Raw genomic sequence first — 26,195 nt, forward strand, 5'->3', positions numbered from 1 at the left:
AGTAAAAAGGCTCGTATAGTAGTGGTATGAGTTTTTAGTTCGTTTATAGGAGGATTTGTGAAAACTAGAATATTAGGAAAGACTGGCTTTAAAGTATCGGAAGTTGGCTTAGGCTGTTGGCAGCTTGGTAATGATTTTGGTCCGGTGGAAGATAAAGAAGCGACAAAGATACTGCAAACGGCGATGGATGAAGGTATTCACTTTTTTGATACTGCGGATGTTTATGGAGGTGGCTTAAGTGAAGAAAGAATAGGGCAATGGCATAAGTCTTTAAGTAAGCCGCCGATTATCGCCACTAAAGTCGGCCGCAATGCTGAGCTTTACCCTAATGGTTATAGTAAAGCGGCAGTTAAAAAAAGTTTACAGGCTTCAGCTCAGCGTTTGGGTGTGGAGTCTATCGATCTTGCTCAATTGCATTGTGTTCCTCGCGAGGTTTTGTTTTCAGGCGATATGCTGGCTTGGATGGATGATTTTAAAAAAGAAGGTGTCATCAAGCATTTTGGGGCCAGTGTGGAGATGCTAGATGAAGCGATGTTTTGTTGTAGTCATCCAGAGTTGGCTAGCTTACAAATCTTATTTAACGTTTTTCGCCAAGATGCGACTGAGTCGTTATTGCCGTTAGCGGAGGAAAATAATGTTGGGGTTATTGTCCGCTTACCATTAGCAAGTGGTTTACTGTCCGGAAAAATGACGCTTGATCATGCTTTTAGTGAACATGATCATCGATCTTACAATAAGGATGGTGCTGCTTTTCATGTTGGGGAAACCTTTAATGGTATTCCTTTTGAAAAAGGCGTGGCTCTAGTGGAAGCGCTCAAGAAAAAGTTGCCTGAAGGCCAAAATATATTGGATGTGTCTTTACGCTGGATTCTTGATCAGCCACAAGTATCAAGCATCATTGCTGGTGCTAGCCGTTCTTCACAAGTAGTTCGTAATGCGGCCACGTCGTCCTTACCACCATTGAGTGAAGATTTGCATGAACTATTATCGGAGTATTACCGTGAAGAAGTGAAAGAGCATATTCGTGGTGGGATTTAGGTTTAAGTGCTAAGTGAGAAATGGCGCGATTATTATCGCGCCATTTCTATGCGCTTATTTCAGAATTTGCTCAGCGTGCGCTTTGGTCTTTACTTTACTGATGATATCGGAAATAACGCCGTTTTCATCAATGATAAAAGTGGTTCTTACTGTCCCCATTGACTCTCGTCCCATAAACTTTTTTAGTTGCCAGGTACCGTACAGTTCATGTACTTCTTTTTCTGTGTCAGCAATTAATGGGAAAGGTAGGTCGTACTTCGCAATAAAATTCTGGTGTTTCTTTTCTGTATCTGTGCTGATTCCAAGAATGACAAAACCTTGATCAAGTAACGTCTGGTAGTTGTCACGCAAATCACAAGCTTGAGCCGTGCACCCAGGCGTGTTGTCTCTTGGGTAAAAATACAAGGCAACTTTTTTGCCTTTAAATTGGCTGAGTGTAATGGTATCGCCATTTTGATCTTTGGCACTAAAGTCCGGTGCTGTTTGTCCGATTTCGATAGTCATAATGTATCTCTTCTGTCCAACGCATTATTTAAAGAAAAATAGTTTGTCTATTAATGAGTAATTGCTTATTGGTCATTAGCTTAACAAGACCTTAATGAAAAATCCTCCTGAATGCGGTTTCTTGTGAATTTACTCCTGCTTTACGTCTGTCAATTATTGTTAATCCAGAGTCTGGACGTTACTATAGGCGCGCTTATAATTTTATCGGAGACTCGAAATGATCACAGGTAGTTTAGTTGCGCTTATCACTCCTATGTCACCAGATGGCGCTGTAGATACTAAAAAATTAGATGATCTAATAGAGTTTCATATTAACGAGGGGACTCACGGCATCGTAGCGGTAGGGACCACGGGTGAATCTTCCACTCTAACGACAGTAGAGCATGCGAACGTAATTCGTCAGGTAGTTAATACTGTTAATGGTCGTGTTCCTGTTATCGCCGGCACGGGGGCCAATGCAACTCACGAAGCCATCGATCTTACTCGAAGCGCAAAAGAAGCGGGCGCAGATGCTTGTTTACTTGTTACGCCTTATTACAACAAACCTACCCAAGAAGGTTTGTATCAGCATTTCAAAGCAATAGCAGATGCAGTTGATATCCCTCAAATTCTATACAACGTACCAGGTCGAACGGCATGTGATATGCAAAACGAAACAGTCGTGCGTTTGTCCTCGGTGAAAAATATTGTTGGTATAAAAGATGCTACTGGTAATTTAGAACGCGGCGAAGCTTTGATTAATGCATTGCCTGAGACTTTTGCAGTCTATTCTGGAGATGATCCGACGGCAGTTGCATTAATGCTTTTGGGCGGTAAAGGCAATATATCCGTGACGGCCAATGTTGCACCAAAAGCCGTTTCTCAAGCCGCCGAGTTAGCATTGGCAGGAAAAGCGGATCAAGCTCATTCCATTGATACAACCATTTCTTCACTCCATAAAAACTTGTTTTTAGAGTCTAACCCAATCCCTGTTAAGTGGGCGTGTAGCCAATTAGGTCTATGTGAAGACGGTATTAGGTTACCTTTAACGCCTCTTTCTGAGCAGTATCATTCGGCCGTTCGACAAGCCATGATCGAAGCTGGAGTTTTATTAGTATGAATAAATTTACCCTGAATTTGATGGGCGCAAGCTCTCTAACATTGTTGTTATCTGGCTGTAGTACATTTTTCACTGATCACTCTGATGACTATCAACAGGAGAAACCAGTGACTTCTTCATTGGAAGTCCCTTCAGGGGCGGCTCCTTTAAGTAATGCTCTTGTTATACCAAATGAAAAAGCTATTGCGAATTTAGAAGGCACGACTCCGTATACAACCCCTAGAGCGCCATTTGTATATTATCCGATGGTTGCTATTAATGTTGAAGAGCAAGACGATGCAGTAGAATTAAATGTTCCTGCGAGCATGACGCAATCTAAGCGTATCGTAACTGACTTTTTAACTGCGCTTCATGGTGATGGTGTCTCAATTGCCTCACAAACCGATGATCGTATAAATAGTGTGCCATTTGATTTCCATCCGCAGGGTTGGTGGGCATCATTATGGAGCAATATTACTCGCTTGCATCCAGCGCAACCTGCTTTTTCATTTCGTTTTAAGGAAATGGAAGGTAAAACATTGGTCACTGTACAATTTCGCGATGAACAACAAGATGTTGAGCCAGGGAATTGGATGAGTCCAGTACAAAATGATGATGCTTATGCGGTTGCTGTTCGCTTATGGGGAGCTATGGGGCGCCAGTTAAATCAGTCTTCGGCTTACCTTTCTAATCGCGGAGATGCCACATCTTTCCCTATTTGGGTCGATCATCATGGTCTTTTCGCCATCCACTTAGGTGAGAATGTATCTCAGGCAGAGATTGAAGCTAAATTAAGCGCTGCAGGTATTTATCTAATGCCAGGCGAAAAGCAATTGCTTGCACCCGTGCCACCAGAGGACGTTGCTCGTATTGGTGATGTTGTCGACCTTACTTTGCCTTTAATAGATAGTGCACAAACAAAATCACTTAAAACAATTCGCAGAAATTTGGATGATGTTAGTTGGGAGCAACGAGAATATCCTTATAAAATAAGTCATCAAAAGGTGGGTGACTTTTTAGTTATTGATGTTTCTTCTATGGAATCACCAGAAGTGACTTCGTTTCACTTAGTTCAACGCTTTGTAAATTAATTAAGATTAACCCCTCATAAAAGAAGACCGGAGACTCTCCAATGGAAAAACGACAAGAGCTGTATGCAGGTAAGGCAAAATCTGTATTTCGTACAGATGATCCTGACAAGATGGTTCTAGTATTTCGTGATGATACCTCTGCATTTGACGGTAAAAGAATTGAACAGCTTGACCGTAAAGGCATGGTGAATAACAAGTTCAATGCTTTCATCATGACAAAACTACAAGAAGCCGGTATTCCAACGCATTTTGAAAAGCTTTTAAGTGATACAGAGTCACTTGTTAAGTGCCTAGATATGATGCCTGTTGAGTGTGTCGTTCGAAATGTTGCCGCTGGTAGCCTTTGCCGACGCTTGGGTGTAGAAGAGGGTATTGCTCTTACACCGCCAACATTTGAATTGTTTTTGAAAAACGACGCTTTAGGTGACCCGATGATCAACGAGTCTCATGTTGAATCATTTGGTTGGGCAAAAACGGCTGATTTAGCAAAAGCAAAAGAGCTTACATACAAAGTGAATGATGTATTAAAAGCGATTTTTGCTGAAGGCGGTATGATTTTAGTTGATTATAAATTGGAATTTGGCCTATATAAAGGTGAGGTTTTATTGGGTGATGAATTTTCTCCTGATGGCTGTCGTTTATGGGATGCCAAAACCAAAGAGAAATTAGATAAAGATCGTTTCCGTCAAGGCTTGGGTGGCGTGATCGAAGCTTACGAAGATGTAGGTCGTCGTATAGGTATCGATTTCGACGCATAAGCGGTCTGGTAACTTAGTCCATAATAGAGGAGCCCAGCTCCTCTATTATTACCAAGCAAGCTTGTCATACAAGGACATACATTGATTAACTTCCTTCCTTTTGCTATCGGTTTGCGTTACGCCCGAGCAAAACGCTCCAACCATTTCATTTCTTTTATTAGCTTTTCCTCCATCGCAGGCCTTGCCCTTGGCGTGATGGTGCTTATTACCGTCCTGTCGGTAATGAATGGCTTTGATCGCGAATTACGTCAGCGTATTTTAGGTATGGTTCCTCACGCGACTTTATGGGGTGATCCAGTATTAAATGACTGGCGTGATACTGCAAAGCTAGTGGCAAAGATGCCCGATGTTGTTGGTGTAGCCCCCCATATTCAAGCGCAAGTGATGTTCCAATCTGGCGAAAGTGTCCATGGTGCAATTCTAAATGGCATCAATCCAGACATGGAAAAGAAGGTTTCTATTATTGGCGATAACATAGCTTCGGGTTCTTTAAATGCTCTTAACGATACTCGCTTTGGCATCGTCCTAGGTGCTCAGTTGGCCAAAATGTTAAGAGTAGATATTGGCGATAAAGTAACGGCTATTTTACCTAAAGCTAATGTTTCAATTGCTGGCGTGGCACCTGTTTTAAAGCGTTTTACTGTAGTCGGAACCTTTGAGGTTGGGGCAGAGCTAGACAGTAGTCTTGCCTACATTAATATTAAAGACGCTGCTAAGCTGAAGCGCTACAAAGCGGATGATGTAGAGGCATTGCGTATTTCGTTTGATGATTTATTTGTTGCGCCTTCACGTATTTGGGATATTGCTCGCGCTATACCGGGGCAAAACAGGGTGAGCGACTGGACTCGAACCCATGGCAGCCTATTTCAAGCGATAAAAATGGAAAAAACCATGATTGGCTTGTTGTTACTGTTAATTGTCGCCGTCGCTGCTTTCAATATTGTTTCCACCCTAGTGATGGTGGTTACAGATAAACGGAACGACATTGCCATCCTTAGAACAATGGGCTTAACATCAAGCCAGGTTATGTGGATATTTGTTGTGCAAGGTATGTTTATCGGCATGCTCGGAACGCTTATTGGTGTGGTATTAGGTGTCACTTTAGCACTCAATGTAAGTGAGATTATTGCCGCTCTACAGACATTGTTAAATGTTCAGTTTTTAAGTGCAGACGTGTATTTTATCAACTACTTGCCTTCAGAGCTTCAGTGGTCTGATGTGGAGTTAATTGTTACATCTGCTTTTGTGATGACAGTGGCTGCTACTATTTATCCTGCTTGGCGAGCTTCGAAAGTAGAGCCCGCGGAGGCATTACGTTATGAATAATGTTGTATTGGAGTGTCGCGAACTTTCTAAGCAGTATCTGGATGGTAAACAAACTGTCGATGTTTTCCAGTCTATTGATCTAACGCTCCATAAAGGACAGGCTTGCGCCATCGTTGGCTCATCCGGTTCAGGTAAAACGACTTTGTTGAACTTATTGGCTGGGCTAGATTTGGCGACCACTGGAGATGTGAGTTTAGCTGGGGTGTCTTGGTCGAGCATGAAAGATTCAAAGCGGGCCAAGATGCGCAATAAAGAAATGGGATTCGTATACCAGTTCCATCATTTGTTGCCTGAATTTACGGCGCTAGAGAATGTATTAATGCCGATGTGGATTGCTGGCATGGATAAGCAAGAAGCCAAACAGCGTGGGGAGGAGCTTCTAACACAAGTTGGTCTAAACGATCGCTTTAACCACAAACCGTCACAATTATCTGGTGGGGAAAGACAGCGAGTCGCTATTGCGCGTGCTTTAGCTAACCGTCCAGCTTGCGTGTTAATGGATGAGCCGACTGGCAACCTAGATGAGAGCACGTCTTTAGAGATTCAGAATCTAATTAATACACTGAAAACTACTTATGATATGGCGTTCCTTGTCGTTACGCATGACGAGAAAATGTTGAGCTGGATGGATTCTGCATATCGCTTATCTCAGGGTGCTTTGCACCCGTTAAAGTAGAAAAGCATTTGTTTGTAGTCGTTAGCTATATAACAAAAAAAAGCCAAGACTCAGATGAGTCTTGGCTTTTTTATTGTAAATGAGTGAGTGATTGGTTATTTGGTGTTTCTTAGTTTGCGTTCTTTCCAGCGTTTAATGACATGAAATCGCCATAAAATGATAATTACAGCGTAACCAATAGCGCCTACAATTAAGCCGGAGACAATTGATCCTACATAAAGCGGCATCCAGATGTGCTCCATTTTATCCCAGATCCATTCGACGGAAAGTTGGAAGTCTTTATTGTCATGGGATCCCAGAATTAACATGCCAACCTTGTAATTGAAGTAAAAAACAAATGGCATAGTTAACGGATTGGTGATCCACACAAGGGCAATAGACAATGGGATATTTGCTCTTAATGGAATAGCAAATAATGCCGAAGCAAGCATTTGAAATGGCATGGGGATAAACGCCCAAAACAAACCATTAAAGAAAGCTCTCGCTACGGATTTACGGTTGAGGTGCCATAAGTTAGCTTCGTATATTTGCGACCCTAATAGGCCTAAAGCTTTGCTCTGCTTTAACTTTTCTGGATTTGGTATGAATTTTTTAAGATAATTCTTCGGCATAATCAGGTTAAAAATAATTTAGCAATTTAAGACAAGGAGGTCTTATGTTACTAAGTAGTTTGTCCATATTGATGGGCGCCATACTGGTGCCGAGCGATTATTTGTGGGTGTATTCTACTCATATCATTCTAATGTGTCTCTACCTAATATGGTCTAAGCGTTCAATAGTTCTACATTTGACGCTTCTCTCCTTTATTTTCGTCATCTTGAGTGAGTTTTTACCAACGGAGCCTTTGCCACTTAAGACCGGCTATCTGGTGTGGGTCGATTTTGAAAAGCAGCAGCTGGTTTATAAAAAAGATCAGTTGCCAAGTAAGTTCTCTTTATCTGAGAGTGTAGTCAGCATTGTATATGTCAATGAAACGGGTCAAAGACAGACCAAAGACAATTTTGATCTAACTGCATTCAGAGAGCTTTCAAATGATGACGTTAGGATTCATTCATTATATCCAGGTGAAGTCACCAGCATCTTATTGCCAGATAAAAATGGCCCTTGGTGGTTAAGGCAGCTTTATATCAAAAAGCAAGCGGCACAACTTACTATTCGTTTTACGGACGAAACGCTACATGAAATAGAAGAAACCCACTTCTCTCTCAGAAATCAGCTTTTTAATAAGCTTGATTTGGTGTTTGGGGAATTCAATTCTTGGCGCTTCTCCAAGGCTTTGCTGTTAGGTCAGGATGATTTATGGAGTGAGCGAGATACATGGATAATTCGTACACTTGGTTTGGCCCACTTATTTGTTGTTTCGGGGCTGCATACTGGTTTTATGTTTGCGATTGGTTGCTTGCTGAGTCGGGCTGTATGGCAGGTATTACCTAGCAGAATCATGCTGTCAGGTTTAACTCGTTGGCAGTGTGATGCGGTTGTCATCATGCCTTTATTGGTAATGTATGCCTATATAACCAATTGGGGTGAGCCTGTAGTAAGGGCATCCATTATGCTGAGTGTTTATTTGTGTGCTCGCATGTTCGCAATAAAAGCCTCTCCTTATGGCATCATCACCTTTGCTTTGTGGTTAGTTCTTTTAGTTAACCCTAGGGCGGTGCTGAGTCCAGGTTTGTGGTTGTCTTTTAGTATGGTGTATTTGTTAATTGGCTATTGCCAGACATCCACCAAGTTGTCGCGACTATTTATGGTGCAAATCATGCTGAGCACCGCATCAATGGTATTAATACTAGGCTGGCAAGAAGCCATTTCAAGTGTATCCATCTTAGTGAATATTGCGCTCATTCCGTTGGCTGCATTTCTATGGTTTCCAATAGCATTATTGTCTTGTGTGGAGTCGTTGCTTATTGGAACGACATACAGTTATCAACTATTGGATGTGCTGCTTTATTACATAATGATGATTGTTGAGTGGACTGCTTTTCAGCTGCCATTGCTGTTTTTTGAACAATTCACGTCTAGTTTTCCTCGTTGGATAATGTTGCTGTTGATTGGCTTTTGGGTTTACCAAAGTCCTCTGAAAAGAGGGGTTGTCAGTGCGATGGGGATTTGGTGTGTTTTATTTTTGTCTGTGCTGATTGATGGCGCAATTGCGGACGTAATGCTGACAAATAGAGACAACAAGCTTATTGTCTCGGATCAAAATGAAATTGTATTAAATGAGTCATGGGCGGGCGCTGATGTTACCCGACTAATGTTCGGATCTTATTTGAACGTCGAGCAACAGGGTGGCTACGTTTTATCGCCCAGTGATATAACAGATCTTACTCCGCAAAGGCTTTTGGATCACGATATTAAGTGGGTAATGTTAAAGGGAGAAGTGCCAGAACAAATTACGACGATGCTTGAAGCAATGAATGTCGATTGGTTGGTGATTAAGGCTGATGAATCACTGGCATTTCATTTTCAAAAGAATCATGTTTTGCTTCGTCATTCGTCCTGCATCTATTCATTTTTTCTCTTAAAATCTGACACTTGCAAACGTGTAGAAAAGTTAGAGAGTGTGTTAAATTACTTGCAAACTTAAATTGGAGAGCGAAGTGTTAGCCTTTATTCAAACTGGTGGTTTTTTCATGTGGCCGTTAATGGCGTGTTCCATTCTTACGTTGGCTATTATTATTGAGCGTTTTTGGACTCTTCGCAAAGCAGCAGTTGCCCCCAAAGGTCTGCTATCTGATGTTATGACAAGATTGCGTGATGACAGAATGACCATTGAATATATTCGTTCAATGCAAACCAAAATAGGGTTGGCTTCCATTTTTGCTGCCGGACTATTAAATTCAAAACATGGTCGTGGCGCGATGAAGGAAAGTGTTCAAGAAGCGGCTAGTCATGTTATTCATGAATTAGAACGATTCATGAATACCCTAGGTACTATTGCAGCCATATCACCCTTACTTGGTTTGTTAGGTACAGTAGTGGGGATGATTAAAGTCTTTTCTGTACTAATGGAAAGCGGAGCTGGAAACACAGCTTTGTTGGCTGGCGGGATTTCAGAAGCTTTATTAACTACGGCAGCAGGTCTTGGGGTCGCAATTCCAGCGTTGATTTTTCATCGCTTTTTTAGCCGTAAAATTGATGAGCTTGTTGTCACTATGGAGCAACAATCGACTAAATTGGTTGACTCATTACATGGTGATCGTGAGAAGACAGGAGTTGCACAGTGAAATTTCGTCGTCAAAAAATAGATGACGTTCAAATCAATCTAACGCCTCTGATCGACGTCGTTTTTTTATTGCTCATTTTCTTTATGGTGAGCACAACGTTTAATCAAAGTACTGAGTTAACAATTGATTTACCGACTGCCACGTCAAATGCACCAAGCTCAGACCGTACCAAAAACGTCGAGCTGATTATCACTGCAGACGGCCAATATGTGATCAATGGTCAAACGCTGATTAATGAGAAAGTGAGCACCTTGGTACAAGGCTTAAAAGAAGTGACAGGGGGCGATTATACCCGACCACTTATTATTACCGCAGACGCAAAAGCGTCTTATGACATGGTGCTAAGAGTGTACGACGCGGCGGCAAGTCTTGGTATTACGAAGCTTGCTCATACTGCACAAAAAGAGCCAGCCCAGTGAGTGTAGAGTCATTGTTTACACGCTCATGGTATGGTCATTGTGGCTGGACTAACGTATTTCGTCCGTTACAGCCATTGATAAAAAAAGCCGTTCTTAATAAAAGAGCCCAGTTCTTAGCGCATCCTGAATTGTCTTATAAAGCGCCAGTTCCAGTAATTGTAGTTGGTAATATCAGCGTTGGTGGAACTGGAAAATCGCCAATGGTTGTCGCTCTATGTGAGTTTTTAGCTGAAAATGGCTATCGCCCTGGTATTGTTTCTCGTGGTCACGGTGCGAAGGTTGATGTGCCGACGCATGTATATCCTGATAGTTTACCAAAAGAAGTGGGCGATGAACCTGTGATGCTGGCTCGCCGATCAGCTTGTCCAATGGTGGTTTTTCCTAAAAGGGATGAAGCGGTAAAATTTCTACTAAGTACAACAGATGTGAATATTGTGGTGAGTGATGATGGCATGCAACATTATCAACTTAATAGAGATCTTGAAATTGCCATGCTAGATGCGACGCGTGGTGTGGGTAACGGACATTTATTACCTGTAGGTCCACTGAGAGAACCTATTGAGCGACTTACCGAAGTGGATTTTGTGGTGAGTGTGGCTGAGAAAATGACCCCGTCACTCGACACCTTAGGTTTACCCATTACACTTGCTCCATTAGTACCTACAAAGCTAGTTTCAATTGATGGTAAAACGACTCTAGATTACCAAGATGCTTTTGCTAATGAACCAAAGTGGCATATTATGGCGGGTATTGGTAATCCTGAACGCTTTATTGCAACGCTAGATCGCTTAGGTTTACAAAAGAAAAATACGACTCAGCAATGGTTTACAGATCACCATATGTTTGAAGTAAGCGACGTGCCCGCAAGTGGTGCAGTGTTGATGACAGAGAAAGATGCGGTAAAATGTCAGTCACTTCAATTATCAAATTCAAATGTTTGGTATTTACCTGTGTCTTTGATTTTGCCAAACAGTTTCCAACAAGCGCTGTTAGAAAAACTTAACCTTATTAAAATGGACCATTCCCATGAATAAAACCTTACTTGATATCTTGGTTTGCCCTGTTACAAAAGCATCACTGACTTTAAGCAAAGACGGGACTGAATTAATTAGCAAAGTGGGCGGCATGGCGTACCCAGTTCGTGATGGCATTCCTGTTTTATTAGAAACAGAAGCGCGCACTTTAACGGCCGATGAGCGCTTAGAGTCTGGTTCTGCAAAATGAAATCCTATAAAGTGCTGACGGTATGTTTAGGCAATATTTGCCGATCTCCCGCAGCACAAGGCATATTAGAAAGTGTTGCGACTAAACGCGGTGTGTTTTTAGAACTTGATTCTGCGGGTACGGCGGCTTATCACATTGGCAACCCTCCTGATTCTCGATCCATTAAAGCTCTTCATCAGGTAGATATCGATATTTCTCGACAAAAAGCCCGTCAAGTTACCAAAGATGACTTTCATGAGTTTGATTGGATTCTTGCGATGGACAGTGAAAATTTGTTTAACCTCAAGAAAATTCAACCGAAAAACAGCAAGGCGACATTGGTGATGTTTGGTGAATTTAATGACCAAGCTAAGTTTGGCGAAGTGGCGGATCCTTATTATGGTGGTGACGACGGTTTTGCTGAGATGAGAAAACACCTTATAGCAATTGCGGACGCATTTGTGCATCACCTGCATTCTAATAGAGAAGATTAAACCAAACAATGAACATGCGATTCAATACCGACGATGTTTTTGCGCAGCGCATTGAAAGCTCCATTCAAGAAAATGTTTCCCTAGCCACTTACAACACCTTTCGTTTCAATTATAGTGCGGAATATTTTGCCATAGCAGAGTCTTTAGACTCTTTAAAAGCGTTATTAGCTTGGGCAAATCATTTTCAACTCACCGTCACCATGATTGGTGGCGGTAGTAATTTGCTTATCTCGGCCGATGTATCTGGCCTTGTTATTCTCAACCGGTTAACTGGAATTAGTGCAAGAGAGCACTCGGGCAACCTTGTGAGTTTAACGGTTGCTGCAGGTGAGAGTTGGCATCAAGTGGTGAAATATGCGGTAGAGCAAAAGTGGTATGGCATTGAAAATCTCGCTTTAATTCCTGGAACGACAGGGGCGGCACCAGTTCAGAACATCGGTGCTTATGGCGTTGAAATCAAAGATGTCCTAGCGCGAGTTCAAGTTATTAATAGAAACACCGGTGATGTTTACTGGATCAATGGTAGAGACTGTGGTTTTTCTTATCGAGACAGCTTTTTTAAAGGCATGTGGAAGGATGTATTCTTTATAACTTCCGTTGAGCTGTCATTGAAGAAGCAGTCTGAACTCTTACTAAGCTACGGCGGTTTGTCCGAGAGCATTGGAGAGAGCCCAAGTCTTCAAGCTGTTTTTGATACCGTATGTCGTGTTCGAAGTGAAAAATTACCGGACCCGGTAGTGCTAGCAAATTCAGGGAGTTTCTTCAAAAATCCCATTGTTAGCCAAGCTCAGCATAGTGAGCTAAAAGAACGTTACCCTAATCTGGTGTCTTTTCCATTTGAGGAGGGCTTCAAATTGGCAGCTGGCTGGTTGATTGACCAAGCTGGCTGGAAAGGTAAGCAATACAAAGGCGTTGGTGTGTATAAAAAACAGGCCTTGGTATTAGTTAATCATTCAGAGACTAATGCCGCGGCTTTGCTGGAGTTAGAGGCTCAAATTAAGCAATCTGTTTTTGAGAGGTATGGCGTTGAGCTGGAGCGTGAGCCTGTTCAGTTACCTGTGTGTATGGAGTCGCAACAGTGAAAGTCGGTGTTATGGATTCAGGAGCAGGGGGGCTGACGATCCTCAATGCCATACATCAAAAACACCCTTATCTTGATTTGTTATATTTGGCAGATGATGCATTTGCGCCATACGGTAGTAAAAGCATCGAACAGTTACAAGAACGATTGATTAAGGTCGGGCGTTTTTTTGAGAATGAAAAAGTTGGTGCCATTGTGGTCGCTTGTAATACAGCCACTGTCGCAGCTATTGATACGCTGCGTGCCAGTACTTCGTTGCCAATTATTGGTGTTGAGCCTGCTGTTAAACCCGCTTTCCGCCTTAGTAAAAAGCGCAGAGTGGCTGTACTGGCTACGCCTGTAACCGCAGAGAGCCAAAGGCTAAATCAATTGATCGATCTCTGGAAGGCAGACAGTCATGTTTCTATTATGTCTAGTTCCACGTTGGCATTTGATATTGATGCATGGCCAGAAACAGAAAACAAAGTTCAACAAACAATTGAGCAGTTGAGCCAAAATATGATGGCTCAAAATATTGATACCTTAGTGTTGGCTTGCACACATTATCCTCTGGTTAAGCATCTCTTTGAGCAAATACTTGGGGATGAATGTGAAATTATAGAGCCGAGCGAAGGTGTGACAGCGCAGTTGATTCGCCGCCTCACAGAATCATATCCGAATGATATGAGCCAATTGCTCGACTTAAGTGCCAAGTATCAAGGCAGCATAGAGATTTGCAGTTCACTAGGCTTTAAAAATATGCCGCGCCTGACTTCGTGGGTGGTGTCGTCGACCCCGATCAAAGACCAAAGGCACGTGTTTATTTAATGGTTACTTGCTATTTTCAAAGAAAGTGATGATACGATCTTTTTCCCACATAGCGTCTTTATAACCCAGCTCCATCAAGGCTCGACAATACTGTGGTGTAAAGAGTAAGTAGCTTGCAGCGGAACTGATTTTCTCTGTTGTCGATCCTCCCGCTGCTTTTAGCAAAACACGAATCTTTTTCGGCAATGTCCCTATATAATGATGAGCGATTTCATTCAGCTCTTCCGATGGAGAAATGATTAAGGTTTCTGTTGGAAGGTTAGGGTGGTTTGCTCGCTTGTCTTCTGGTAGATCTCGAATAAGATTATTCATTATTTCTAATTGATAAATATCATCTTCAAGATTGTCGATAAAAGCACTGTTTAGTAGTTGCCCCAGAATCTGCGCCATGCTTGGCGCGCTACTATCAATGTCTTTTTTCTGTGTTGCCCATTTCTGTGCGCTTCGGTTACCACTCACACCAATGATAAATAATTTATCTGCCCCCAGTTTAAGTGCTGGATAAATGGCCGATTTTTGACGGATTGCGCCATCGCCATAATAATGATCGTGTATTTTATGAGCCGGAAATATCGTTGGAATAGCGCTGGAAGCTAAGAGGTGATCAACACCTAACTTTTCTGTCACGCCTTTACGTCGATTGCCTTGCCATTCTTGTAAATCAGAGGTGCCTTGGAAAAAGGTGGTCGATTCCCCTGTGCTATAACTCATAGCGGTAATGGCTAAGGCTTTGAGTTGTTCTTTATCAATGGCATCGCTAATTCTCGAAAAATCTAAATGATTTGTTAATAGCTCTTTTAGTGGTGTGTTATCCATTAGAGCAATAGAGTGATCTTGATTGTGAAGATGAAATAGAGATAACAAGGTTTTTGTTAGTGAGCTCGCCACAGGCCATCGGCCCACTGTGTATATTTGATCAGGTGTAAGATGGCGCCAAACAAAAGCAAGTGAGGACACCGCTTTGGAAAAGTTGTCGGCATACGATGCAAGCATGGTAGCATTTAATGCGCCGGCTGAAGTGCCGCATAATATGGGGAAAGGTAGAGGAGTGTGTTTGGGAAGCATTTTTCCCATTGCTGACAACACGCCCACCTGATAAGCAGCACGAGCACCGCCACCAGATAAAATTAATGCATTATTATTTTTCATAAAAGCTCGCTTATTCTGAAATCTTTAAGTGTTCAATGTACCTCATAAGCCCCCGTTTCTTCTATTAAAACAATCACTCACTTATGCAAAGTATGATCGATTTAGTTAAAAATACCATTCTATGATATAAATATTTTGAATAATCTGGTGGCTTAGTTATTACTATCGGTGGACTGTCTAGGCAATCTATTCCACAATTCAGCCTATACTCTTTAAATTAGTCGATACAAAAGATACAAGTAGAAAATTTTTGAATAATAAGAAAAAGGATAATCCCATGAATGCTTCAGTTGTCATTAGCGGAGTTGGTCTATGGACTCCAGCACACAGCATCAGCAATGAAGAGCTCGTAGAAAGCTACAACGCTTGGGCCGAGCAATTCAACACAAAAAACGCAGGTGCCATTGATAAAGGTGAGATAGAAGCTAAACCTCTTTCTAGCGCTGCTTTTATTGAAAAAGCATCAGGTATTAAAAGTCGTTATATCTATTCAAAAGAAGGCGCGTTAGACATTAACCGTATGCGTCCCGTTCTGGAAGTTCGAACTGACGAGCAAATTTCTCATCAAGCGGAAATGGCCATTGCCGCGGCTAAAAAAGCGTTAAAAGCAGCCAATAAAAAAGCCAGTGATATCGATATGGTGATCGTTTCCTGTGCTTATACTCAGCGCTCTTATCCTGCTATTGCCATTGAAGTACAAGGCGCATTAGGTATCGAAGGCTTTGGCTTCGATATGCTGGTTGCTTGCTCTGCGGCGACTTTTGGCTTGCAGCGAGCCGTTGATGCCGTAAAAGCAGGCTCGTCTAAAGGCGTTTTGGTGATCAACCCAGAATTAACCTCTCCCCAAGTGAATTACATGGATCGGGATTCTCACTTTATATTTGGTGATGTTGCAACGGCCATAGTGGTTGAAAGCAGCGAGACGTGTCACTCAGCTCACTCATTCGATGTCCTAAGTACCAAGTGTATTACGTCATATTCAAACAATATTCGTTCAAACTTTGGCTATACGACCCGTGTAACAGATGAAGACCCATACTCTGCGGATATGCTCTTCCATCAAAATGGCCGCAAAGTTTTTAAAGAAGTGTGCCCTATGGCGGCTGAGCATATTGAAAGTCATTTGAAGAGCCAAGGTATTCAGGTATCAGAGTTAAAACGTTGGTGGTTACATCAGGCTAATATCAATATGAATTTGTTAATCAGTAAGCGCCTGTTGGGGCGTGACGCCACGCTTGAAGAGGCACCTGTTGTTCTTGATGAATACGCTAATACGGCTTCTGCAGGTTCTATTATTGCTTTTGCCAAATACCATGAAGATTTGGCTGCAGGCGATATTGGTGTGATTTGTTCCTTTGGTGCGGGTTACTCGATAGGCAGTTTGATCCTGCGTAAACGTTAATTGCTTATTCTTTTATCATGCTTGAATAAGTTGCTCAGTTAAGGCATTGAAACAGATCTGATTATAGGGGAGACTAATCATATTGGTTTCAATGACTTAATAGGGCATTTAAAATATGGCAATTCATCCTCAAGCAGGGCAGCTTGCTTCTCATGATATTCTTGTAAACCTACCTGAGCTGATGTCAGCTTATTACTTAAAAAAGCCTCGTGTAACAACACATGCTGATGAGCGTGTTAGCTTTGGTACATCAGGTCACCGTGGCAGTGCTTTATTAAGCAGTTTTAATGAAAATCATATCTTAGCTATTGCTCAGGCTATTGCGGAATACCGTTTATCGCAAAATGTATCCGGCCCATTGTATTTGGGAAAGGATACGCATGCTTTGTCTGAAGCAGCCTTTCAAACAACAGTGAGCGTGCTCACTGCTAATGGTGTTCGGGTTCGCACCCAGTTAAATGGTGGTTATACGCCAACCCCCGTTATTTCTCATGCAGTGTTAACCCACAATAAGACTGAAGCTGATGTTAGTGATGGTATTGTTATTACGCCTTCCCACAACCCACCAGAAGACGGCGGCATTAAATACAATTCCAGTAAAGGCGGTCCAGCAGACAAAGACATTACCGACTGGGTAGCTAAAAGAGCGAATGCGTTACTTGAAGCTAACCTTGAAGGTGTAAAACGTTTATCTCCAGATGAAGTGGAAGCCAGTGGTTTAATCGAACCGTTTGATTTCATTAATCATTACGTTAATGACCTTGAAAATGTCATTGATATGAAGGCTATCGCGGATAAAAAAATTCGTATTGGCGTGGACCCAATGGGTGGCTCAGGCATTCATTATTGGGAACCTATTGCAAAAAAATACGGTTTAGATATTACCGTCGTTAATGAAGAAGTTGATCCTACTTTCCGCTTTGTGCCGCGTGATAAAGATGGACGTATTCGTATGGACTGTTCTTCACCTTATTCCATGAAGGGATTATTAAAACTCAAAGACGATTTTGATATCGCGGTAGGCAATGATCCAGATTATGACCGACACGGCATTGTTTGTGCGGGCTTTGGATTGATGAACCCAAATGCGTATTTAGCAGTGGTAATTGAGTATCTATCTCAACATAGAACTCAGTGGCCACAAGATATTCAATTTGGTAAAACCCTTGTTTCTAGTGGCATGATAGACCGCGTGGTGACTGGATTAGGCCGACAACTTTGTGAAGTGCCAGTTGGTTTTAAGTGGTACGTAGAAGGTTTGTACGAAGGCACAATGGCATTTGGTGGAGAAGAGAGCGCAGGCGCCTCTTTCCTTCGCAAAGATGCAAGCGTTTGGTCGACAGATAAAGACGGTTTTATCATGGCACTGCTAGCGGCCGAGATTTTAGCTGTGACAGGTAAAGATCCACAGAGTCACTATGACGCGCAAGTGGCTAAATATGGTAAGCCTTATTACAAGCGTATTGATGTTGCCGCGACATCTGCACAAAAAGCCTTGTTGGGCGCTTTGGATAGCAAAGATGTCACACAAACCGAATTAGCCGGAGAAGCGATTATATCAGTGCTAACTCATGCGCCAGGTAATAATGCTGCCATTGGTGGCCTAAAAGTCTCGACAGAAAATGGCTGGTTTGCTGCTAGACCATCGGGCACAGAAAACGTTTATAAAATCTACTTAGAAAGCTTTATTTCTGAAGCGCATTTAGCTGAACTTGAAAGCGAGGCGAAAGCCTTGGTGGACAGTGTGCTAGGAAGCTAGTATGGCAATTTGATCTTTTTTAAACAAAAAACGCCGCTTATTGTTAAAAAATAAGCGGCGCTTTTGTTTTCGTAAAGTAGGTTTAACTAAATATCTGATAACCTAGACAGCCATTTTCCTAACTGAAAGCCCATTTTATCGCTGAGCTTTTGCGCGGCGGCTTTTAGCTCTTTGGCGTTACTGCTGTTCATTCTTTTGCCCGCGATGATCACCCAGTTACCACTTCCCGTATCTAAGGCTCTAACATCGTTAAAGTGCTGTTTAATGATGGCAGTTAGTTCATGGTTATTCTTTTGATCAATCCAGCAATTCAAAGCTAACCAACCATCTTCCTTAATGTTTTTGGCGCAGTTTTCAATGAAGCTTGTCTGGAGGACGGCGCGATCCATTCCTTCGGTGTTATAGAGGTCTGTCATTAGTAAATCCACTTTCTTAGGTAAACCTTCTTCCATGTAATCAATGCCATTGGCGACTTCTAAACTGATACGTTTGCCTCTGGGTAATTTGAAATACATTTCCGCCGCGTCCATCACCTCTTGTCGTAGTTCTACAGCAGTTATATGAATGGCTGGTACCGTATGGTGAAGTGCATTAAGCAAGGTGCCACCACCAAGCCCTAAGATGCACACTCGTTTTGGCTCACAAAACAACAAGGGCAGCATCATGGCTTGGGTGTATTCGTGCTGCAAAATATGTGGCGTAGAAAGGCGAATGCGGCTTTGCTCATCACCTTCGGCAAAAGACAGAATGCGGTATTGGCCATCATCAAAAATGCGAATTGGGCCAAGTTCATCTGCGCTGTCATGTAATAACATAGTGTTCCTTCAATAAAATAGATAGGGCTCGAATAACCGAGCCTTATTGATAAGCTTTAAGCGTTTAAAATTACTCGACGCGTGCTTCTCTGAGATGTTTCAAGATTGCCTGCACTGGATGAGGAATGGCAATATCATCAAAACGCTTTGCTTGGCTACGGCAAGAATATCCTGTTGCCACTAGCTTTCCGAGTAAACCAGGGTCGGTTACTTTTTCTTTCCAAGACAAGTCATAAATGGTTTTTGAGGTTTCTTTATTGGCGGTTTCATGACCATAAGTCCCCGCCATGCCACAACAACCGACGTTTTCGACTTTTAGTTCAAGTCCTAAAATGCTGTAGACTTTTTGCCAGTCTTGAATTGACGCTGTCGCATTGGTTTTTTCTGTGCAGTGGGTCATTAAATGGTAAGTCGAGTCATCGCACATTAAAGGTTGCTTAATAAGATGCGCACTTTTCTTAATTAGCCATTCTTGCATCAGTTGAATGTTAGGGATTTGTCGAGTATCGCTAAAGGCTTTGGTGTATTCCGCTCGATAAGTCAGCGTCATCGAAGGATCAATGCCGATAAAGGGCAATCCATAGAAAGCCAAGCTTTGTAACATATCTAAGTTCTTACGCGCGGTGCGGTTAAAGGCTTTCATGAAGCCATGCACATGTAAGGGTTTTCCGTTAGGCATGTAGGGCGCTAGATACGCTTGGAAGCCAAGACGACTCAAGGTTTCCATGGTGTCTAATACCAACTCGGTTTCAAAATAACTGGTGAAAGCATCTTGGACCACGATGACGGCGCGAGACCTGTCTTTTGGGCTTAGTGATTCTATGGCCAGTGGTGTTGCTAAACGAATGCCACGGCGTGACATTTCTTTCTTTAGGTTGAGCGTGCTCAATTTAGGGTTGTCAGCCAAACCTATATACTTGCTGCTGAAGTGATTAAACCAACGGCGACTAACAAGCCAATTGTATGGCTGCGGGAATATCGCCATGGTTGGCATCATAAATTCTAGCGAACCAATAAGGTAATCTTTAGTAGGTCGTAGGTAACGACTATAGTAAAGCTCTAAAAATTTCGCTCTAAACTCTGGTACATCAACTTTAATTGGGCATTGTCCCACACAGGACTTACACGCCAAGCAGCCCATCATAGATTCATGTACTTCGTTGGAGAAGTCATAGTCTCCGCGATGTTTCGCTAGCGTGTTTTTAAGCTTTGGAAAGAAGCTAAAAAGAAAATTACTGTCTTTGGCGTCTTTGCTTGCTTTAACCGTATCAACGCCTTGCTGGCTCATTCCACGTAGCCATTCGCGCATTAATGAGGCACGACCTTTTGGCGAGTGACGACGATCTCGGGTGCCTTTCCAGGAAGGGCACATGGCGTCATTGGGATCGAAGTTATAGCAGGCGCCGTTGCCATTACAGTACATGCCTTCTTGAAACTGATCACGGTTCTGAAGCGGAATCTGACGGTCAAATTGCCCACGTAACGGGACCGCATCTATTTTCAATAAATCCGCACCGAGTTCAAACGGCGTGGCGATTTTACCAGGATTTAATTGGTTTCTTGGATCGAAAGCGCCTTTCACTTGTTGAACGCTGGGATAGAGCTCACCGAAGAAAGCGGGAGAATATTCCGAACGAACCCCTTTGCCATGTTCACCCCACAATAAGCCATTGTATTTCTGGGTAAGGGCAACCACCTTGTCGGTGATTTCGCGGATCATGGGCTCTTGGGATTCATCTTTAAGATCAAGTGCAGGTCGAACATGCAGAACACCTGCATCCACATGCCCGAACATGCCATATTGAACCTTATAGCTGTCTAGAACGGCGCGAAATTCCATAATGAAGTCTGCAAGGTTTTCAGGTGGCACGGCGGTGTCTTCAACGAATGGAATAGGGCGTCTCTCTCCCTTGGCGTTACCGAGCAGACCAACAGATTTCTTTCGCATTGCCCAGAGCTTGTTAACGTTGTCGTGCCCCATGGCAATGGTATAACCCAACGTACTGCTTCCGCCTTGCGCAACTAAGGCATCAAGTTTGTCAGTGAGAACTTTGATTTTGTTAGCTACGTCTTGTTCATCATTGCCGGTGTATTCGACGAGGTTAATCCCTTGGATGTTTTCTCCCACTTTTTCTGGGAAAAATTCAGCAACAGAATTCCAAACGATATCGCCTTTTGCAAGACCGAGTACTTTCGAGTCGACGGTTTCGATAGAGGTTGGCTTGGCGGCGAGCAGCTCACGTGCATGACGAAGCGAGCCTTCAAAGCTGTCATAGCGAATATTGACCAGAGCCGCATAAGTCGGAATAGTCAAAAGATTTACCTTGGCTTCGACGATAAAACCTAAGGTGCCTTCTGATCCGCAAAGCACCGAGTTCATATTGAATTGTCCGTCTTCGGTGCGAATATGAGCCAAGTCGTAGCCAGTTAAACAGCGGTTAAGTTCAGGGAAGGTGTCTTTGATCTCTTGAGCTTTGCTTTTTTGAATACTATCGACAATACGGTGCGCATGAGCGGAATAGTCACTACCACTTTGTATGTCGGCCAGTGTTTTATCATCAATGGGGGCTGATTCTAGTAGATGTCCGTCTAACAGCACAGTTTTCAATTCAAGAACATGGTCGCGTGTTTTCCCGTACATTACCGAACCTTGACCGCTGGCGTCGGTGTTGATCATGCCGCCAATAGTCGCTCGGTTGCTGGTCGATAACTCTGGTGCAAAGAATAAGCCGTGAGATTTAATCGCTTTATTAAGTTGATCTTTAACCACGCCAGCTTCGACACGAGCCCAACCTTCCTCAGCGTTAATTTCCAGAATTCGATTCATGTACTTGGATAAATCAATCATCAAACCATCGGTTAACGACTGGCCGTTAGTACCAGTGCCGCCGCCTCGCGGGCTTAACACTACATCGTTATATTCTTCTTGGTTGGATAACTGCACCAATAACTGAATGTCTTGGGTGTTCTTAGGAAAAATAACCCCTTGAGGCAAGACTTGATAAATGGAGTTATCAGTTGAAAGAACCACACGGTTGGCATAATCAGGATTGGTGTCTCCTGAGAATCCTGAAGCTTTCAGGCGTTCTATGAAAGAAAGGTATTTGGCCTGAATGGGCGAGACTTCAGAAAGCTTTGGAATCATGTTTCATCTCCACAAATGATGAGTGCGCAGATTTTAACAAACAAACGTCCATGAGAGTGATTTTTCTGAGTTGAAAAAAGTGTGTGATAACAGGTTTTAAACTCATGTTAATATGGTAAGCATGTAAATTTTTCAAATGAGTATGTTTGTGTCTTGCATTCAGCCAATCGTCCTTCCACCAGCTTTTCTTTCTTCGTCTGGTGCTCAGTCTTCAGATTTTCAGTATGAGATAGATATCTACCGCGGTGACCTCGAATACCCGAATGCGCCGGGAAATAAATGGCACAAACTTCAACATCATCTTAAAGCCGCTGAAAAACAAAACGCATCTGTGATCGCGACCTTTGGTGGACCTTTTTCAAATCATCTTCATGCTTTTGGTATGACACTCAGAACTTTACCTTTTAAAGCCGTTGCTGTTGTTCGGGGGGAGTTACAGCCTAAATTGACTCCTACTTTAAAGGATATGGTCAAAAATGGTGTTGAATTATGGCCCTCTTCAAGATCAGATTATCGGCTTGGAATGAGTTCACAAATAGTAAATGAGATAAATGAACACTACGGAAATGTTTACTGGATTCCAGAAGGCGGTGGTGGGGGGCTTGGAGCAATGGGTTGTCGGGACTGGGCGAATGATATTGGTGCAATCGATGATAGTTATGATGCATGGGTTGTGTCCTCAGGAACTGGCACGACAGCCGCTGGAATGTTGGCGAGTCACCAAACACCGGATTTGCATGTGTTTAGTGCGTTAAAAGGTGAGCCTGCTCAGCGAGATTTGATTTTAGATTTAGCGAGTCAGCTAGTCACTGAGTCAATGTCGAAAGAGAGCTTAAATGCAAAGTTATTTTTTCATGCCGATTGTCACGAAGGTGGTTATGCCAAACACAGTCCAGCTCTAAAGTCCTTCATATCAAAATTTGCCCGTGCAAACCCCAATTATCCACTTGATCCTGTTTATACCAGTAAAAGCATGTTTGCGGTTATTCAAGCAATGCAAAATGGCTGTTGGCCTTATAAGCGTACATTATTCATTCACACTGGTGGTTTGCAAGGCTGGCGAGGGTTTTCAAAAGATACTAATCCCTTTACGTACTCTTAACGAGATGGCGATAGTCGACGTCTTCATGTTAAAGTTGCCCAACTTATGTAAAACCCACATGAAAATAAAAACCGTTATATATAATTTAGTGGGTTGATTTGTTTACATCGATAGACGGGAAGAGAATGACACATGAGTCTTTTTAGACGTGTTGGTATTATTGCTCGATTAGATAAACCTCAGATTCTTGATACTGTTAAGAAGCTGATGGAGTATCTCCAAGAAAAAGACATTGCACCGGTCCTTGAGGACCAATTGGCAACCATGATGCCTGGTGTGAAAGTCGCCTCATCGGCACTAAAAGAGTTAGGTGATCATTGTGACATGGTCATGGTAGTGGGAGGTGACGGCAGTTTCCTCGGTGCTGCTAGAGCAATCTGTAATTACGACATTCCTGTATTAGGTATCAACCGAGGTACGTTGGGGTTTTTAACCGACATCTCGCCACACAATCTTCAAGAAGAATTAGACCCTATTTTTCGTGGTGAATATCATGAAGAAAAGCGCTTTATGATTGAAGCGAAAATTAAGCGTCAGAATCGTCCTAGCGGCGAGGGCATTGCGCTTAATGACTTGGTTCTTCACCCAGGTAAATCTGCTCGAATGATTCGTTTTGACTTATTCATAGACGATCAATTTGTAATGAACCAAAAATCTGATGGTTTAATTGTCGCCACACCCACGGGATCAACAGCTTATGCGCTGTCTGCCGGTGGTCCAATTATGCTGCCTAAATTAGATGCCTTGGTTCTAGTGCCCATGCATCCTCATACGTTAAGTAATAGACCTATAGTGATTGACGCAAATGCGAATATACGCATTGTGGTATGTGAATCTAATCTCACTTACCCAAGTGTTAGTTGTGACGGCCAGCTGAATATTACTGCGGCACCAGGAGATGAGATCCACATCTCTAAAAAAACGGGTGGAATTCGACTGATACATCCTAAAAATCATGATTTCTACAATGTATGTCGTGATAAGTTAGGCTGGCAATCCAGTTATCGCCCTTAATATATTGGGTTCTGGTTAAGTTTTTATTATTTTGTAAACACATCCTTTATAGGGGCTGCATGTATTTTGTTTATCAGTTCAAAGAAACAGAAGACCCTAAAGGGTTAACCGAGGCCTTGTGGCATCATAAGGTGGCGCATCAAATTATTTTCAAAGATGGGCACAATGAGTTGTGGGTATTGGATCCAAGTCAGTTGCCAACCGTTGAGCAACTTATGACTATTTGGAAGAGTGATCCTGCTTTGTTGCAGCAAGCTCAGCCCGCTGCGGTGACCGGAACAGCAACTAAAGGTGGAATCCTTTCTCAGTTCAAACTCTCGCCAGTGACAACAATCTTATTACTGTTAACCTTATTGGTCGCCGTGATTACTCAACTTGGCAGTGATATAAAAACAGTCGGTTATTTTTCTATTAGTCCATTTGATATTAGAAATGGTCATATTTATTTTTATGATTTATCTGAAGTTTTATCTAAAGGTGAGTATTGGCGTATTTTCACTCCTACATTATTGCATTTCAGCGTGCTACATATTGTTTTTAATACACTGTGGATTTGGGAAGTTGGCAGTAAATTAGAGCGTATTTTAGGGTCGATTATTTGGAGTGTTGGGGTTGTCATTATTGCGGTATTAAGTAACGTCTTACAATACGAAATAAGCGGTTACCCATTATTTGGCGGCTTGTCTGGTGTTGTTTACGGCTTAATTGGCTTTGCTTGGCTTTTACCTATTTTAAACAAGCGCTGGCCAATCATTATCAGCAAGCAGCTAATGCTGTTTTTTATAATTTGGTTAGGGGTAGGTTATACACCTTTCCCAGAAATGATAGGGCTTGGAAGTATTGCCAATACCGCCCATACCATTGGTTTACTGTCTGGTCTAATACTTGGTGTGATCTACTGGTTGGCGACAAGACATCGCCAAAACTAGTCCAATCAACTTTATCTTTTAACTATAGACTTGGCCTGCTACAGCGCAGGGAGATACAAAAATGAATTTTAAAGAAATGATCGACAATATGTCGCCTGAAGTTTATGTCAAACTGAAGCAAGCGGTAGAGCTTGGTAAATGGCCTAATGGTGTAAGATTGACACCAGAACAAACAGAATTATGTCTACAAGCTGTTATTACTTATGACTACAGCAATAAAGAAGAAAAAGATCGTGTTGGCTACATCGACACCACAGGTCATAAAAACGTTGGCAAAAAAGACCCAACGAAAGAGCAAGACACCATTAAATGGGTTGGCGATGGTCCTGAGGGACAAGCTTGATGTTGCAGGGTAACCTTAAAAAAATGTCGACTGAGGTTCGAGATGGCCAAGTGTATTATCATCTGAACCTAGGAAGTGATCGTGTACTGGTTAACGATTTGTTAGGTAAAAAAGTTTCTTTGCATCTTGATGGAACGATTCATTGTGTAAATTGTGGCAAGGTGACCAAAAAATCGTTCAGCCAAGGCTTTTGCTTTAATTGCTTTCGAAAGTTAGCCGCCTGCGATACTTGCATCATGAGTCCAGAAAAGTGCCACTTTCATCTAGGGACATGCCGAGAGCCTGAATGGGCTGAGCAATATTGCATGCAGAGTCATTATGTTTATTTAGCCAATTCTTCGGCGTTAAAAGTAGGTATTACCCGTGGTGATCAATTACCCACGCGTTGGATAGATCAGGGTGCCACCCAGGCTAGAGCCTTGTTCAGAGTACAAAACCGAAGGATGTCTGGTTTAGTCGAAACCTTATTTAAAACCCAAGTGGCGGATAAAACCAATTGGCGCAATATGCTCAAAGGGTCGTCTGTCGAATTGGACCTTGAACAAGAGCAAGAGCGTTTAATAGATCGACTTTATGAAGGCCTAGACTCCTTGCAACATGAGTTTGGCTTGCAGTCTATCACCGATTTATCCGATGAAAATGAAACTCATGAATTTACCTACCCAGTTTTAGAATACCCAACCAAAATCACCAGTCTAAATGCAGAAAAAACGCCGCACATTGAAGGGGTTTTGATGGGTATAAAAGGCCAGTATTGGATGCTAGACACGGGCGTGATTAATATTCGTAAATACACCGGTTACCAAGCGACATTGACATTCTAGGAGATAAGAAC

Annotated in this window: 26 protein-coding genes; 21 read left to right on the forward strand and 5 right to left on the reverse strand. The window is 42.5% G+C overall.

Annotated features, from left to right (window positions below; all coding sequences use genetic code 11):
• The first annotated feature begins 57 nt into the window (after positions 1-57).
• Positions 58-1,038: an aldo/keto reductase gene (locus AC2A4J_RS10735; RefSeq protein ID WP_484175988.1), complete on the forward strand. Its 981-nt coding sequence runs from the start codon at positions 58-60 to the stop codon at positions 1,036-1,038.
• A gap of 54 nt (positions 1,039-1,092) precedes the next feature.
• On the opposite strand, the gene bcp is transcribed toward AC2A4J_RS10735, so the two are convergent.
• Positions 1,093-1,542: a thioredoxin-dependent thiol peroxidase gene (gene bcp / locus AC2A4J_RS10740; protein ID WP_484175989.1), complete on the reverse strand. Its 450-nt coding sequence runs from the start codon at positions 1,540-1,542 to the stop codon at positions 1,093-1,095.
• Between the two features lie 217 nt (positions 1,543-1,759).
• On the opposite strand from bcp, the gene dapA reads away from it, so the two are divergent.
• The 5 genes from dapA to AC2A4J_RS10765 all read left to right on the forward strand — a co-directional run bounded on the left by dapA (position 1,760) and on the right by AC2A4J_RS10765 (position 6,471).
• Positions 1,760-2,641: a 4-hydroxy-tetrahydrodipicolinate synthase gene (dapA, locus tag AC2A4J_RS10745; protein ID WP_255829114.1), complete on the forward strand. Its 882-nt coding sequence runs from the start codon at positions 1,760-1,762 to the stop codon at positions 2,639-2,641.
• Entirely contained in the window at positions 2,638-3,711 is a 1,074-nt protein-coding gene (locus AC2A4J_RS10750) for a hypothetical protein (RefSeq protein ID WP_484175990.1), read from the forward strand. The genes dapA and AC2A4J_RS10750 overlap by 4 nt, the downstream gene beginning before the upstream one ends.
• Positions 3,712-3,752: 41 nt before the next feature.
• Positions 3,753-4,469: a phosphoribosylaminoimidazolesuccinocarboxamide synthase gene (gene purC / locus AC2A4J_RS10755; protein WP_484175991.1), complete on the forward strand. Its 717-nt coding sequence runs from the start codon at positions 3,753-3,755 to the stop codon at positions 4,467-4,469.
• Between the two features lie 81 nt (positions 4,470-4,550).
• Complete coding sequence (locus tag AC2A4J_RS10760) at positions 4,551-5,795, forward strand: lipoprotein-releasing ABC transporter permease subunit (RefSeq protein WP_484175992.1); 1,245 nt, start codon at positions 4,551-4,553, stop codon at positions 5,793-5,795.
• Positions 5,788-6,471 (forward strand): ABC transporter ATP-binding protein, encoded by a 684-nt coding sequence (locus tag AC2A4J_RS10765; protein WP_484175993.1) that lies wholly within the window; start codon positions 5,788-5,790, stop codon positions 6,469-6,471. Before AC2A4J_RS10760 ends, AC2A4J_RS10765 begins: the two co-directional genes overlap by 8 nt.
• A 95-nt stretch (positions 6,472-6,566) precedes the next feature.
• Here AC2A4J_RS10765 and AC2A4J_RS10770 read toward each other — a convergent pair whose 3' ends face one another.
• Positions 6,567-7,082, reverse strand: a complete 516-nt coding sequence (locus AC2A4J_RS10770) for a DUF2062 domain-containing protein (RefSeq protein ID WP_255829119.1) — start codon at positions 7,080-7,082, stop codon at positions 6,567-6,569.
• Positions 7,083-7,126: 44 nt separating this feature from the next.
• Here AC2A4J_RS10770 and AC2A4J_RS10775 point away from each other — a divergent pair, with 44 nt between their 5' ends.
• The 8 genes from AC2A4J_RS10775 to murI are packed head-to-tail and all read left to right on the forward strand — an operon-like array spanning position 7,127 to position 13,702.
• Positions 7,127-9,058 (forward strand): ComEC/Rec2 family competence protein, encoded by a 1,932-nt coding sequence (locus tag AC2A4J_RS10775; protein ID WP_484175994.1) that lies wholly within the window; start codon positions 7,127-7,129, stop codon positions 9,056-9,058.
• Positions 9,059-9,071: 13 nt separating this feature from the next.
• Positions 9,072-9,698, forward strand: coding sequence for a MotA/TolQ/ExbB proton channel family protein (locus AC2A4J_RS10780; RefSeq protein ID WP_484175995.1), 627 nt, complete (start codon positions 9,072-9,074; stop codon positions 9,696-9,698).
• Positions 9,695-10,117 (forward strand): ExbD/TolR family protein, encoded by a 423-nt coding sequence (locus tag AC2A4J_RS10785; RefSeq protein ID WP_255829122.1) that lies wholly within the window; start codon positions 9,695-9,697, stop codon positions 10,115-10,117. Before AC2A4J_RS10780 ends, AC2A4J_RS10785 begins: the two co-directional genes overlap by 4 nt.
• A complete protein-coding gene (gene lpxK / locus AC2A4J_RS10790) occupies positions 10,114-11,151 on the forward strand; it encodes a tetraacyldisaccharide 4'-kinase (protein ID WP_484175996.1) in 1,038 nt (345 codons plus the stop codon). Before AC2A4J_RS10785 ends, lpxK begins: the two co-directional genes overlap by 4 nt.
• Positions 11,144-11,341, forward strand: coding sequence for a Trm112 family protein (locus AC2A4J_RS10795; protein ID WP_255829124.1), 198 nt, complete (start codon positions 11,144-11,146; stop codon positions 11,339-11,341). The genes lpxK and AC2A4J_RS10795 overlap by 8 nt, the downstream gene beginning before the upstream one ends.
• Entirely contained in the window at positions 11,338-11,814 is a 477-nt protein-coding gene (locus AC2A4J_RS10800; protein ID WP_255829125.1) for a low molecular weight protein-tyrosine-phosphatase, read from the forward strand. The genes AC2A4J_RS10795 and AC2A4J_RS10800 overlap by 4 nt, the downstream gene beginning before the upstream one ends.
• An 8-nt stretch (positions 11,815-11,822) precedes the next feature.
• Entirely contained in the window at positions 11,823-12,896 is a 1,074-nt protein-coding gene (murB, locus tag AC2A4J_RS10805; RefSeq protein WP_484175997.1) for a UDP-N-acetylmuramate dehydrogenase, read from the forward strand.
• Positions 12,893-13,702, forward strand: coding sequence for a glutamate racemase (murI, locus tag AC2A4J_RS10810; protein WP_484175999.1), 810 nt, complete (start codon positions 12,893-12,895; stop codon positions 13,700-13,702). Before murB ends, murI begins: the two co-directional genes overlap by 4 nt.
• A 3-nt stretch (positions 13,703-13,705) precedes the next feature.
• Here the strand turns inward: murI and AC2A4J_RS10815 are convergent, their stop codons facing one another.
• Positions 13,706-14,851 carry a patatin-like phospholipase family protein gene (locus tag AC2A4J_RS10815; RefSeq protein ID WP_484176000.1) on the reverse strand — a complete coding sequence of 382 codons (1,146 nt, stop codon included), beginning with the start codon at positions 14,849-14,851 and terminating at the stop codon, positions 13,706-13,708.
• Positions 14,852-15,128: 277 nt separating this feature from the next.
• Between AC2A4J_RS10815 and AC2A4J_RS10820 the strand changes: the two genes are divergently transcribed.
• Complete coding sequence (locus AC2A4J_RS10820) at positions 15,129-16,253, forward strand: beta-ketoacyl-ACP synthase III (RefSeq protein WP_484176001.1); 1,125 nt, start codon at positions 15,129-15,131, stop codon at positions 16,251-16,253.
• Between the two features lie 115 nt (positions 16,254-16,368).
• The gene (pgm, locus tag AC2A4J_RS10825) at positions 16,369-18,012 is read left to right on the forward strand and encodes a phosphoglucomutase (alpha-D-glucose-1,6-bisphosphate-dependent) (RefSeq protein ID WP_484176002.1); all 1,644 of its coding nucleotides are present in this window, start codon (positions 16,369-16,371) and stop codon (positions 18,010-18,012) included.
• Between the two features lie 86 nt (positions 18,013-18,098).
• Here pgm and AC2A4J_RS10830 read toward each other — a convergent pair whose 3' ends face one another.
• Together AC2A4J_RS10830 and ydiJ are read right to left on the reverse strand one after the other, a co-directional pair.
• Entirely contained in the window at positions 18,099-18,827 is a 729-nt protein-coding gene (locus AC2A4J_RS10830) for a spermidine synthase (RefSeq protein ID WP_484176003.1), read from the reverse strand.
• A gap of 70 nt (positions 18,828-18,897) precedes the next feature.
• Entirely contained in the window at positions 18,898-21,972 is a 3,075-nt protein-coding gene (ydiJ, locus tag AC2A4J_RS10835; protein ID WP_484176004.1) for a D-2-hydroxyglutarate dehydrogenase YdiJ, read from the reverse strand.
• Between the two features lie 142 nt (positions 21,973-22,114).
• Between ydiJ and AC2A4J_RS10840 the strand changes: the two genes are divergently transcribed.
• The 5 genes from AC2A4J_RS10840 to AC2A4J_RS10860 all read left to right on the forward strand — a co-directional run bounded on the left by AC2A4J_RS10840 (position 22,115) and on the right by AC2A4J_RS10860 (position 26,184).
• A complete protein-coding gene (locus AC2A4J_RS10840) occupies positions 22,115-23,074 on the forward strand; it encodes a 1-aminocyclopropane-1-carboxylate deaminase/D-cysteine desulfhydrase (protein ID WP_484176082.1) in 960 nt (319 codons plus the stop codon).
• A gap of 132 nt (positions 23,075-23,206) precedes the next feature.
• Complete coding sequence (locus tag AC2A4J_RS10845) at positions 23,207-24,088, forward strand: NAD(+) kinase (protein ID WP_484176005.1); 882 nt, start codon at positions 23,207-23,209, stop codon at positions 24,086-24,088.
• A gap of 59 nt (positions 24,089-24,147) precedes the next feature.
• On the forward strand, positions 24,148-25,017 hold the full coding sequence (locus AC2A4J_RS10850) for a rhomboid family intramembrane serine protease (protein ID WP_484176006.1): 870 nt from the start codon (positions 24,148-24,150) through the stop codon (positions 25,015-25,017).
• A 61-nt stretch (positions 25,018-25,078) separates the two neighbouring features.
• Positions 25,079-25,360: a YeaC family protein gene (locus AC2A4J_RS10855; protein ID WP_114412007.1), complete on the forward strand. Its 282-nt coding sequence runs from the start codon at positions 25,079-25,081 to the stop codon at positions 25,358-25,360.
• A complete protein-coding gene (locus AC2A4J_RS10860; protein ID WP_484176007.1) occupies positions 25,360-26,184 on the forward strand; it encodes a DUF2797 domain-containing protein in 825 nt (274 codons plus the stop codon). Before AC2A4J_RS10855 ends, AC2A4J_RS10860 begins: the two co-directional genes overlap by 1 nt.
• Positions 26,185-26,195 lie beyond the last annotated feature (11 nt).

The organism is Marinomonas sp. ATLA20 (genome assembly GCF_057180105.1).

Bases quoted from the DNA above. Each gene is read 5' to 3' on its own strand.
- AC2A4J_RS10800 (WP_255829125.1), top strand. From the start codon at position 11,338: ATGAAATCCTATAAAGTGCTGACGGTATGTTTAGGCAATATTTGCCGA.
- ydiJ (WP_484176004.1), bottom strand. From the start codon at position 21,972: ATGATTCCAAAGCTTTCTGAAGTCTCGCCCATTCAGGCCAAATACCTT.
- AC2A4J_RS10815 (WP_484176000.1), bottom strand. From the start codon at position 14,851: ATGAAAAATAATAATGCATTAATTTTATCTGGTGGCGGTGCTCGTGCT.
- bcp (WP_484175989.1), bottom strand. From the start codon at position 1,542: ATGACTATCGAAATCGGACAAACAGCACCGGACTTTAGTGCCAAAGAT.
- AC2A4J_RS10820 (WP_484176001.1), top strand. From the start codon at position 15,129: ATGAATGCTTCAGTTGTCATTAGCGGAGTTGGTCTATGGACTCCAGCA.
- AC2A4J_RS10840 (WP_484176082.1), top strand. From the start codon at position 22,115: ATGTTTGTGTCTTGCATTCAGCCAATCGTCCTTCCACCAGCTTTTCTT.
- AC2A4J_RS10770 (WP_255829119.1), bottom strand. From the start codon at position 7,082: ATGCCGAAGAATTATCTTAAAAAATTCATACCAAATCCAGAAAAGTTA.
- AC2A4J_RS10765 (WP_484175993.1), top strand. From the start codon at position 5,788: ATGAATAATGTTGTATTGGAGTGTCGCGAACTTTCTAAGCAGTATCTG.
- AC2A4J_RS10795 (WP_255829124.1), top strand. From the start codon at position 11,144: ATGAATAAAACCTTACTTGATATCTTGGTTTGCCCTGTTACAAAAGCA.
- AC2A4J_RS10855 (WP_114412007.1), top strand. From the start codon at position 25,079: ATGAATTTTAAAGAAATGATCGACAATATGTCGCCTGAAGTTTATGTC.
- murB (WP_484175997.1), top strand. From the start codon at position 11,823: ATGAACATGCGATTCAATACCGACGATGTTTTTGCGCAGCGCATTGAA.
- purC (WP_484175991.1), top strand. From the start codon at position 3,753: ATGGAAAAACGACAAGAGCTGTATGCAGGTAAGGCAAAATCTGTATTT.
- pgm (WP_484176002.1), top strand. From the start codon at position 16,369: ATGGCAATTCATCCTCAAGCAGGGCAGCTTGCTTCTCATGATATTCTT.
- dapA (WP_255829114.1), top strand. From the start codon at position 1,760: ATGATCACAGGTAGTTTAGTTGCGCTTATCACTCCTATGTCACCAGAT.
- AC2A4J_RS10830 (WP_484176003.1), bottom strand. From the start codon at position 18,827: ATGTTATTACATGACAGCGCAGATGAACTTGGCCCAATTCGCATTTTT.
- AC2A4J_RS10860 (WP_484176007.1), top strand. From the start codon at position 25,360: ATGTTGCAGGGTAACCTTAAAAAAATGTCGACTGAGGTTCGAGATGGC.
- AC2A4J_RS10775 (WP_484175994.1), top strand. From the start codon at position 7,127: ATGTTACTAAGTAGTTTGTCCATATTGATGGGCGCCATACTGGTGCCG.
- AC2A4J_RS10750 (WP_484175990.1), top strand. From the start codon at position 2,638: ATGAATAAATTTACCCTGAATTTGATGGGCGCAAGCTCTCTAACATTG.
- AC2A4J_RS10845 (WP_484176005.1), top strand. From the start codon at position 23,207: ATGAGTCTTTTTAGACGTGTTGGTATTATTGCTCGATTAGATAAACCT.
- AC2A4J_RS10850 (WP_484176006.1), top strand. From the start codon at position 24,148: ATGTATTTTGTTTATCAGTTCAAAGAAACAGAAGACCCTAAAGGGTTA.